Source organism: Nonomuraea zeae (assembly GCF_005889725.1).
Classification (GTDB): Bacteria; Actinomycetota; Actinomycetes; order Streptosporangiales; family Streptosporangiaceae; genus Nonomuraea; species Nonomuraea zeae.
In genome coordinates, this window is sequence record NZ_VCKX01000400.1 from 1 (window position 1) to 9,643 (window position 9,643).

The following is a 9,643-nucleotide window of genomic DNA, read 5'->3' on the forward strand; positions in this document are numbered from 1 at the left end:
CGACACCGGACCGGATCGTGGTCACCACGGGTTTCACCCAGGCGACCTCCCGCCCCGTGAGGGCCTCCGCCCCCGCGGTGGTCTCCGGGCCTGGAGCGAGCTCCGCGCCCGTGATGGCGCCCGGGATCGATGCCGGGACCGATGTTGGGACCGATGCCGGGATCGTGCACGATCTGCGGCCCGGCCGGCCCGACGTGTCGGCCTTTCCCGCGCGGGCCTGGCTGCGCGCCACCCGGCACGTCCTGTCCACCGCGCCCGCCGAGGTGTTCGGACTGGGCGACCCGCGCGGCCGGATCGAGCTCCGGGCGGCGCTGGCCGGCTATCTCGCGAGGACGCGCGGCGTGCTCACGACACCGGACCGGATCGTGGTCACCACGGGTTTCACCCAGGCGCTCAACCTGCTCGCAGAGACGATCGGCGGGCCCGTGGCCGTGGAGGAGCCGGGCCACGACTTCTACCGCGAGGTGATCCGGCGCACCGGACGGCGCGTCGTCCCGCTGCCGGTGGACGAGCGGGGCGCGCGGGTGGACACGCTCACCGGCGACGTGGCGGCCGCGGTCGTCACGCCCGCCCACCAGTACCCCATGGGCGTCCCCCTGCACCCGGCCCGCCGCCGTGCCCTGCGCGAGTGGGCGGTCCTGGGCGGGCTGGTGATCGAGGACGACTACGACGGGGAGTTCCGCTACGACCGGCAGCCGGTCGGCGCGTTCCAGGGGACCGCGCCCGAGCACGTGGTGTACTGCGGCACCACCTCCGAGACGCTCGCTCCGGCGATGCGCCTGGCCTGGATGGCGCTCCCGCAGGCCCTGCTCGGCCCGGTCACCGAGGCCAAGCGGCACGCCGACGCCCACACCGAGGTGCTGAGCCAGCTCGTGCTGGCCAGGCTGATCGAGACCCACGACTACGACCGGCACGTACGCGCCGCCCGCCTGCGCTATCGCCGCCGCCGCGACCTGCTGCTCAGCCGCCTCGGACCGGGGCCGGACCAGCCGTTGCCCGGCGTGACCCTGCCCGGCGTGCCCGCGGGACTGCGCGCGCTCCTCCTGCTCCCGGACAGCGGCCCGGCGGAGGCCGAGGTCCTGGAGGAGTGCGAGCGCCGCGGCATCGCCCTGCGCGGCGCCTCGCAGCTCTGGTCGGGCAGCGGCCCCGGCGGCCTGCTCATCGGGTACGCCGCCCCGCCGGAACGCGCCTACCCGCCCGCGCTGGAGGCCCTGGCGGAAGCACTCACAAGCACGGCGCGCAGAAACACCTCGCGCAGAAACGCGGTGCCCGGAAACGCGGTGCTCGGAAACACCGCGCCGGGAAACGCGGCGCCCGGCAACACGGCGTCCGGAAACGCAGCAGTCAGGGACCCGGCGCGCGGAACTCGGCGGGCGGCCCGCCCGTTGTCGAGATGAGCGTGCAATTGGCGAAGGAGGGACAGTGGGCTGGCACTACAGGAAGTCCATCAAGGTGGGCCCTTTCCGGATCAACCTCTCGCGACATGGTGTCGGCCACAGTTTCGGTAACCGGCGTTTCCACGTCACGACCACTCCCGACGGCCGCCGTCACGTGTCCGTACATCTGCCCGGCGGCTTCAACGTGGGTAAAACGTTCGGCAGTCGCAGATACCACAATCATTACTAAACCCGATATATCGCACTTTGTTTGGGTAGCTGGTAGTCCTCGCGATCTCGACAGGAGGCAAGCGATGGGCTGGAGCTACCGAAAGTCCGTCAAGTTCGGCCCGTTCCGGCTGAACCTGTCCCGCCGCGGCGTGGGGCACAGCTGGGGCAACAGGCTGTTCCGAGTGACGCGGACGGCGGACGGCCGCCGTACGCTGTCGGTCAACCTGCCCGGTGGCTTCCACTGGCGCAAGACCCTCGGCGGTCAGTGACCGCTTGAGATAGAACGGGCCGGGGGCGAAAGCCCTCGGCCCGTCCACTTTCCACCTCATGCCCGGCCGCCCTTTCCAACGCCTGCCCGTGGCTGCACAGTGGGCGGATGAGTGCTCACATGAGCCCGGAGGAGTTCCGCCGCCACGGCAAGCAGGTGGTCGACTGGATCGCCGACTATCTCGCCGGCCTCGAATCGCAGCCTGTGATGTCCCAGGTCAAGCCCGGAGAGATCCGGCGTGCCCTGCCGCCGGAGCCGCCCGAGCACGGCGAGCCGTTCGAGGCGGTGCTGACCGATCTGGGGCGGATCCTGCTGCCCGGCATCACGCACTGGCAGCACCCGAGCTTCTTCGCCTATTTCCCGTCGAACGCCAGCGGCCCGGCCGTCCTGGGCGACCTGATCTCCAGCGGGCTCGGCGTCCAGGGCATGCTGTGGGTCACCAGCCCGGCGTGCACCGAGCTGGAGACCGTGGTCGTCGACTGGCTGGCCGGGCTGCTGGACCTGCCCGCCCGCTTCCGGACGGACGCGGCGGGCGGCGGCGTCATCCAGGACTCGGCGTCGAGCGCCTGCCTGATCGCCCTGCTCGCCGCGCTGCACCGGGCGGGCGGCGGGCAGGTTGCCGCCGAGGGCGTCACCCGGCGTTACACGATGTACGTGTCGTCCCAGACGCACTCGTCGCTGGAGAAGGCGGCGCGGATCGCGGGGCTGGGGACGGCGGGCGTACGCGTGGTTGACGTCGATCCGGACACGCTGGCCATGGACCCCGGCCACCTGCGCGCCCTGCTGGACGAGGACGCGGCGGCGGGCGTCGTGCCCGTCATGGTGTGCGCCACGGTGGGCACCACCTCCACCACGGCCGTCGACCCGGTGGCCGCGCTCGGCGCGGTGTGCCGCGAGCGCGGGATCTGGCTGCACGTGGACGCCGCCTACGCCGGGGTCGCGGCGATCTGCCCCGAGCTTCGCTGGCTGAACGACGGGGTGGCCGAGTACGCCGACTCCTACTCCACGAACCCGCACAAGTGGCTGCTGACGAACTTCGACTGCACAGTGCTCTGGGTCGGCGAGCGGGCCCCGCTGCTCGGCGCGCTGTCGATCCAGCCGGAATTTCTCCGCAACGCCGCCACCTCGACCGGCTCTGTCGTCGACTACCGGGACTGGCAGGTGCCGCTGGGCCGGCGGTTCAGAGCGCTGAAGCTGTGGTCGGTGATCCGCTGGTACGGGGCGGAGGGCCTGCGCGCGCACATTCGCGACGGCGTGCGGCTGGCCCAGGACCTGGCGTCGTGGATCTCGGCCGATCCCGGGTTCGAGGTGTGGGAGCCGCACCCGCTCGGGCTCGTGTGCTTCCGTCCCCTCTGGCCGGGGCTGCCGGCGGCCGAGGCGGACCATGCCACGATGCGGCTGATGGAGCTGCTCAACGCGAGCGGGTCGATGTACATGACGCACACCAAGGTCGCCGGACGGGTGCTGCTCCGCATGGCCATCGGGGGCGTGGCGACCCAGCGGCGGCACGTGGAGCAGGCGTGGGAGCACATCCGCTGGGAGCACGCGGCGTTGTCCGCCTCGCTCCCCGGCCACTCCTGACCCGCTCTCCGCGCCCCGCCGGCTCAGGAGCCTTCGACCCGGCGGCCGAACGCCGACAGCCCCTGCTCATGGTGCTCGATCAGGCCGAGGCGGCGGTAGAAGGCGTGGTTCGCCGCCCCTTCCGGCGTGGACTCGTGATCGGTGGTCAGCAGGAAATATCGGCAGTGCGCGTACCGCTCCATGAGCTCCTCCAGCAGCCGCCGCCCGATGCCCTGTCCCTGGAACCTCTGGTCGACCAGCAGCTCCTGGACGTAACACACCAGCTCGCCGTCGGACACCGTCCTGGCCAGGCCGAGCAGCCGGCCCGACTCGTCCCTGGCGGCGAGCACGACGTGCGAGTTCGAGAGGGCCCGGCAGACTCTGGCGATGTCCCGCGTCCACGGCCCCCAGCCGACCGAGTCGTACAGCTCGAACACCTCGGCCTCGTCGAAAGAGGTAGCCTGACCGATGATCACCAATGATGGAGCTCCCTGACTTCCCGCAACGGACGACGGACCCCGGCGCCTGCGTGGCCTCCTCCGAAGGGGCCGACGCGGCCCCGGGACGACTGATCCTGCTCTGCGGCCTGCCGGGCTCCGGGAAGACCACGATAGCCAAGCGCCTGGCGGCCGGGCTTCCCCTCATCCGGCTGTGCCCCGACGAGTGGCTCGCGGACCTCGGCATCGACCTGCACGAGGAGGAGCCCCGCGACCGGCTCGAAAGGCGGCTCTGGCGGCACGCCCAGGACCTGCTGCGGCTGGGCCAGAGCGTCATCCTGGAGTACGGCTTCTGGGCCAGGGCCGAGCGCGACGAGCTGCGCCGCACCGCCCGAGCTCTCGGCGTCGCCGTCGAGCTGCGCTATCTCGCGGTGCCCTTCGAGGAGCTGTGCCGCCGTCTCGAATCCCGCAACGCCTCCGCGACGCCCGGCACGGCGGTGGTCACCCGGGACATGATCGAACGGTGGGCGGCGCTGTTCGAGGCCCCGACCGACGAGGAGCTGGCGCTGTTCGACGCGCCCGAGCCGGCCCGCGACGCTAGAGAACGGTCACGTCCAGCTTGAACAGGTAGCCCATGGCGCTCTCGTGGATCTCGCGGACGGTGGCGTCGTAGAGGGCGGCGGCCCGCTGGTGGTAGCGGGCGCGCGGGCTCTGCGGATCGTCCCCGGTGAGCCAGTAGGACAGATACTCCAGCGCGATCAGGTGCTCCCGCCAGACCCGGTCGGTGACGACGATCGCGACCCGGCGCGTGAGCTCGGCGGCGACCTCGTCCCCGAGGTCGCTCCGCCGGCGGGCCAGGGCCGCCCGCGCGTCGGCGTGGACGCGGGCGAGCACCTGCGCCCGATCCCCGGTCAGGTCGTCGGCCGTCAGCGGCGTCGAGTAGAGGTCGTCCAGGTCCTTGTGCAGGGCGCGGGCGTCGGGGTGCCTGGCGGCCACGTATCCGCCGACGACCGACGCCAGTGTCCGCCCGGCCCAGTCGTCGTCCTGGCCGGCCAGGAACGCCCGGCGGGAGGCGTAGATCGCGGCCCGGTGCCGGCGGCGTACGTCGGTGAACTCCAGCATGTCGGCGACCCACTGGCGCAGGGAGCGCCCCATCGGGCTGTCCGTGTCCTGCTTCGAGCCGACCAGGGCGGGCGACGCCCCATCCTTGAGCTCGACGACCGCCGTTCCGGCCAGCTCGTCCAGCGCGGGCGCGGCGACGACCGCCGTCGGCGACAGGCCGACCAGCGTGCCGTACTCGCGGTAGAAGTCCCAGGGCAGGATCTCGCCGAGCGTGTGCCGCACGGCGGTGATCGCCAGGCCCTCCTTCGCCTCCAGGGCGTGCCGGACGCCCTCGGGCACGTGGCCGGCCACGACGCCGTCGCGGACGGTGTAGTCCTTGTTCAGGTGGAAGCAGTGGGCGGCGGCCAGCGCCTCCTCGGCCATGCAGCGCCGGATGAGGGCCGATGGGGTCAGGACGTCCTCCAGGCGCAGCCGGCGCAGGCCGCGCGGCGTCAGCCGGGCCAGCCGGCCGGAGACCTCGAAGTCCTCCTCCCGCCGCAGCGGCTGGACCTCCTCGTGGAACTGGCGGCACCGGGCCGACTCGTCGACCGTGTCGGCGATGACCGCGGGGGCCCGGCCCTGACGGAGGAGGATGTCGTCGATCCGGTCGAGGATCGCGACCTGGCGGCCCTGCTGGACGCGCTCGTCGGGGCTCCAGGCCATGTGGTCGCGCACGTAGTCGTAACACGGCTCGTAGGTCCCGCTGTAGACGACGTCCGCCGTGTAGGCCGCCTTGTGCATCTCCCACTCGCCCTCGGTGAGGAGCGACACCCGCAGGCCGAGGTGCTCGTACATGGGGGCGAAGCGGCCGAACTCCGCGGCCTCGGGCGGCAGGCGCGTGATCACGTGCACGTCCGTGTGGCGCACGGCGTAGCAGCACGCGGCCAGCGCCGCCGCGATGGACCTGCCCGCACCGTCCCGCATGTCGACGACGCAGCCGCAGCAGAGCGCGGCGGCCGCGGCGAGGTGCGCGGGCAGGACGGGCCCGAGCCCCGCCCTGGCAGCCGCCTCCCGCGCCAGCGCCAGGGCCTCCGTGCTCACCCCGTCCGCGCCCATCCCGTCCGCGCCCGCTTCGCCCGTGCCCACTTCGCCCGTGCCCGCTTCGCCCGGGTCCGCCCGAGCCGGCCTGTCGTCGGCCGCGGGGCGGCGGCGCAGCTCCGACATGGCCGTACGCAGATCGGCGTGGCCGAGCTCACCTCGCTCCGCCACCCCCGCCAGGATGCGCGAGCACCGCTCCGACACCCAGTCAGCCGCCATGGCCGTATGAAACCACCGGCTGCGGCAGCCGACCAGACAGGCCGGAACATACGAAAACGGCGGCGTCCTGAGGACACCGCCGGATCGGGAAAGAGTGGAGCTATGGGGATTCGAACCCCAGACCTCCTCCATGCCATGGAGGCGCGCTACCAACTGCGCCATAGCCCCTTGCGATCACCAAGTGTACTGGAGTTCCGGAGCCCGCGTGTCACGTCGGGCAGTTGTGGTACGTCTATGGGTTTATGCCGACTTTTGAGGAGCACCGGAGTCTGCTGACGGGAGTCGCCTACCGGATTCTCGGCAGCGTCGCCGACGCCGAGGACGTGGTGCAGGAGGCGTGGCTGCGCTGGGCGACCGTGGACGAGGCGGGCGTCGAGGACCCCAAGGCGTTCCTGATCAGGGTGACCTCGCGGCTGGCCATCGACCGGCTGAGGTGGGCCAAGTCACGCCGGGAGTCGTACGTCGGCCCGTGGCTGCCCGAGCCGCTCAGCACCGCGCCCGACGTCGCCGAGCACGCCGAGCTGGCCGACTCCGTCGAGATGGCGCTGCTCGTGGTGCTGGAGACGCTGTCGCCGCTGGAGCGGGCCGTGTTCGTGTTGCGGGAGGCGTTCGACCTGCCGTTCGCCGAGATCGCGGAGATCATCGGGCGGGCCGAGCCGGCGACCAGGCAGCTGGCGCGGCGGGCGCGCGATCACGTGCGCGACAAGCGGCCGCGCTTCGACGTGGACAGAGGCGAGCGCAGGCGGATCACCGAGCGCTTCATCGCCGCCGCCGGCAACGGCGACCTCGACGGGCTGATCGAGCTGTTCGCGAGCGAGGTCACGATGGTCAGCGACGGCGGCGGCAAGGCACGGGCGGCCCTGCGGATCATCACCGGCACCGAGAACGTCGGCCGCTACCTCCTGTCGATCAACACACCGGCGAACACCGCCCGGTTCCTGGCCTCGATCGGCATGGCTCCCATTCCCGACCTGACCATCGAGATGGCGGAGCTGAACAGCGCGCCGGCGTTGGTCCTCTCGGTGGGCGGCCGGGTGATCACGGTCGTCTCGCTGCTGATCGCGGACGGCCGGATCACCACCATCTACCTCATCGCGAACCCGGAGAAGATCGCCCATCTGACGCCGGGCGGCGGTGCCGGGTGAGCCGCCGTCAGCCGCAGGTGGTGCGCATGGTCAGGGCCGAGTCGGCCAGCGAGAGCGCGACCTCGACGCGGCCCAGCTCCGCCGTGCCGGTCACGTGGGTCCCGCCGCACGGGATGGACGCCTCCCCCTCCGGAAGCGCACAGTGCCACGTGCGGCGGGCCGTCAGTCCCGGTCCGGGCACGTCCACCCGGACCGGCGCGTCCGCCGCCACCCACTCCTCCAGCCGGTCGTTCACCTGCCGGGCCACCAGCTCAAGGTCGAGGTCCTCCGCGGAGAACCCCTTCTTGCGCAGTGACTTGCCCAGCCGGTAGACGTCCACGCTGCCACCCGGCTCGATCCGCGACGAGGAGATCGCCGCCTGGTCGAAGTCCGGATGGCCGAGCCGGTCGAGCGGCGCCTCCTTGCGCCACCTGGCGGCGAGCGCCGCGTTGAGCGCCAGCGCCGCCAGGTGACAGGCCGTGTGACCGGCCGAGAGCGCCGCGCGGAAGCCCGGGTCCACCTCCAGCTCCACCTCGGAGCCCACGGGCAGCGGCGTCTCCGTCACATGGACGACCAGCCACTCCCAGCCCTCGGTGCCGCGCCGCACGGGTATGGCCTCGCCGACGAAGACCTCGCCGGTGTTCGACTGGGCCCCTGTGACGCAGTCGACGACCGGCAGGCCCCCGATGGCGCCCCGGTCGGCGGGCTGGTCGGGCCAGGTGTGGTCAAGGGGGTGGAAGGGCGTCTCGGCGGCGACGAGACCGTGCCGGTCCCCCACCGGCACGACCCCGACGATCGTGGAACGGCCTGCGACCAGGCCCTGAGGAAAGGTGACGACAGTGGATCTCACACGGTGATTCTCTCAGCGCTCCCGTCCCCCGCCCGCGGCCGCTCGTCCTCCAGGTAGCGGTTGCGGCCCGCGTACAGGCCGGTGACCAGCTGCGCGGCGAGCACCACGAAGATCAGCGTGTACGGCAGCGCCCACCCGCCCGTCGCCTGGTGCAGCACGCCGACCAGCAGCGGTCCGGCGCCGGAGATGAGATACCCGGCGCTCTGCCCGAAGGCCGACAGCGCGGCCGTGCTCTCCGGCGTACGGGTGCGCAGCGCCAGCATCATCAGCGCCAGCGGGAACGACCCCATCCCCACGGCCACGAACACCACCGACACCAGCGCCAGCGACGGGGGCGCCGCCCAGAGCCCGGCGAACCCGACCGCGTAGAAGGCGACGAGCCCGGCCACGATGGGACGCTGGTCACGGAAGCGGGAGGCCACCATGGGCACGAGGATGGAGACGGGGATGTTCAGGGCGGTGAAGATCCCCAGCACCGCCCCGGCCTGCGAGGTGCTGAAGCCCGAGTCGGTGAGGATCGTGGCCAGCCACCCGAACATGATGTAGGCGATCATCGACTGGGTGCCGAAGTAGATCGCGATCATCCAGGCCAGCCGACTCCTGACCAGGCCGCGGATGCCCAGGTCCCGGCTGCCCGTGTCCCGCTCCGGCTCACTGCGCAGCAGCGCAAGCCACGGAATGGCGGCGACGGCGGCCAGGGCCGCCCACACGCCGAGCGCGATGTGCCAGTCGCCTGACGCGCGCTCGATCGGCACCGTCGCGGCGGCGGCCAGCATGGTGCCCGCCGCCAGGGCCGTGGTGTAGACGGTGGTCATGATCCCGGTACGGGCCGGGAAGTGGCGCTTGATCAGCGTCGGGATGAGCACGTTGCCGACGGCGCCGCCGGACAGCGCGACCGCGCTGCTCAGCAGGAACAGCGGGGCGGAGCCGGCCAGCGATCTGACCAGCATGCCCACGCCCAGCGTGACCAGCGCGAGCAGCAGCAGCCGGTGCTCGCCGATCCGCCTGGCGAGCGTCGGCGTGACCGCTCCGACCGTGGCGAAGGCCAGCACCGGTAGCGTGGTGAGCAGTCCGGTGCCCACGCTCGTCATGCCGAGCGAGCCGGCGAGCTGGTCGAGCAGCGGGCCGACGCTGGTGACGGCGGTGCGCAGGTTCAGGGCGGCGAGAACGATGCCCAGCACGAGCAACCAGGCGAGAGGGCCGGTCCTGGTTCGGGACTCTTGGGCGAGCACGCTCATGCGGGGGAAGTCCTCCACTCATCAAATCATGGGACGAATCACCACCTTAACAGGGCCGAAACCCGCAATTATTCCTAGCTATGACAAAGCCCCCGAAATCGGGATTCGGGGGCTCGAACCGGTCTCACCGGCGGGTCACAAAACAGGGCGCGGGCCCTGCGGGGGCTCCTCGCGCGGGGGCACCGGGCCGGGAGGCTGGGG

10 protein-coding genes and 1 tRNA gene are annotated in these 9,643 nt (G+C 72.1%); 6 read left to right on the forward strand and 5 right to left on the reverse strand.

Annotated elements, in window-relative coordinates:
* From ETD85_RS56375 to ETD85_RS56390, 4 genes are all read left to right on the forward strand, one after another.
* Positions 1-1,397 (forward strand): aminotransferase-like domain-containing protein (locus ETD85_RS56375; protein WP_138698071.1); only part of this gene is annotated, 1,397 nt, incomplete at its 5' end.
* A gap of 25 nt (positions 1,398-1,422) precedes the next feature.
* Entirely contained in the window at positions 1,423-1,626 is a 204-nt protein-coding gene (locus tag ETD85_RS56380; RefSeq protein WP_138698072.1) for a DUF4236 domain-containing protein, read from the forward strand.
* 64 nt (positions 1,627-1,690) lie between these two features.
* A complete protein-coding gene (locus ETD85_RS56385; protein WP_138698073.1) occupies positions 1,691-1,876 on the forward strand; it encodes a DUF4236 domain-containing protein in 186 nt (61 codons plus the stop codon).
* Positions 1,877-1,983: 107 nt separating this feature from the next.
* Complete coding sequence (locus ETD85_RS56390) at positions 1,984-3,456, forward strand: aminotransferase class I/II-fold pyridoxal phosphate-dependent enzyme (RefSeq protein ID WP_240780065.1); 1,473 nt, start codon at positions 1,984-1,986, stop codon at positions 3,454-3,456.
* A gap of 23 nt (positions 3,457-3,479) precedes the next feature.
* Here the strand turns inward: ETD85_RS56390 and ETD85_RS56395 are convergent, their stop codons facing one another.
* Positions 3,480-3,911 (reverse strand): GNAT family N-acetyltransferase, encoded by a 432-nt coding sequence (locus ETD85_RS56395; protein ID WP_206059517.1) that lies wholly within the window; start codon positions 3,909-3,911, stop codon positions 3,480-3,482.
* Positions 3,912-3,913: 2 nt separating this feature from the next.
* On the opposite strand from ETD85_RS56395, the gene ETD85_RS56400 reads away from it, so the two are divergent.
* On the forward strand, positions 3,914-4,495 hold the full coding sequence (locus tag ETD85_RS56400) for a P-loop nucleotide/nucleoside kinase family protein (protein ID WP_206059518.1): 582 nt from the start codon (positions 3,914-3,916) through the stop codon (positions 4,493-4,495).
* Here the strand turns inward: ETD85_RS56400 and ETD85_RS64085 are convergent.
* The gene (locus ETD85_RS64085) at positions 4,470-6,230 is read right to left on the reverse strand and encodes a hypothetical protein (RefSeq protein WP_170247396.1); all 1,761 of its coding nucleotides are present in this window, start codon (positions 6,228-6,230) and stop codon (positions 4,470-4,472) included. The genes ETD85_RS56400 and ETD85_RS64085 overlap by 26 nt on opposite strands.
* Positions 6,231-6,325: 95 nt before the next feature.
* Positions 6,326-6,398: transfer RNA gene (locus ETD85_RS56420), tRNA-Ala, on the reverse strand.
* A gap of 74 nt (positions 6,399-6,472) precedes the next feature.
* On the opposite strand from ETD85_RS56420, the gene ETD85_RS56425 reads away from it, so the two are divergent.
* Positions 6,473-7,375, forward strand: a complete 903-nt coding sequence (locus ETD85_RS56425; protein ID WP_138698075.1) for an RNA polymerase sigma-70 factor — start codon at positions 6,473-6,475, stop codon at positions 7,373-7,375.
* 7 nt (positions 7,376-7,382) lie between these two features.
* On the opposite strand, the gene ETD85_RS56430 is transcribed toward ETD85_RS56425, so the two are convergent.
* A complete protein-coding gene (locus ETD85_RS56430) occupies positions 7,383-8,204 on the reverse strand; it encodes an alanyl-tRNA editing protein (RefSeq protein WP_138698076.1) in 822 nt (273 codons plus the stop codon).
* A complete protein-coding gene (locus ETD85_RS56435) occupies positions 8,201-9,460 on the reverse strand; it encodes a CynX/NimT family MFS transporter (protein ID WP_240780066.1) in 1,260 nt (419 codons plus the stop codon). Before ETD85_RS56435 ends, ETD85_RS56430 begins: the two co-directional genes overlap by 4 nt.
* Between the last annotated feature and the right edge of the window lie 183 nt (positions 9,461-9,643).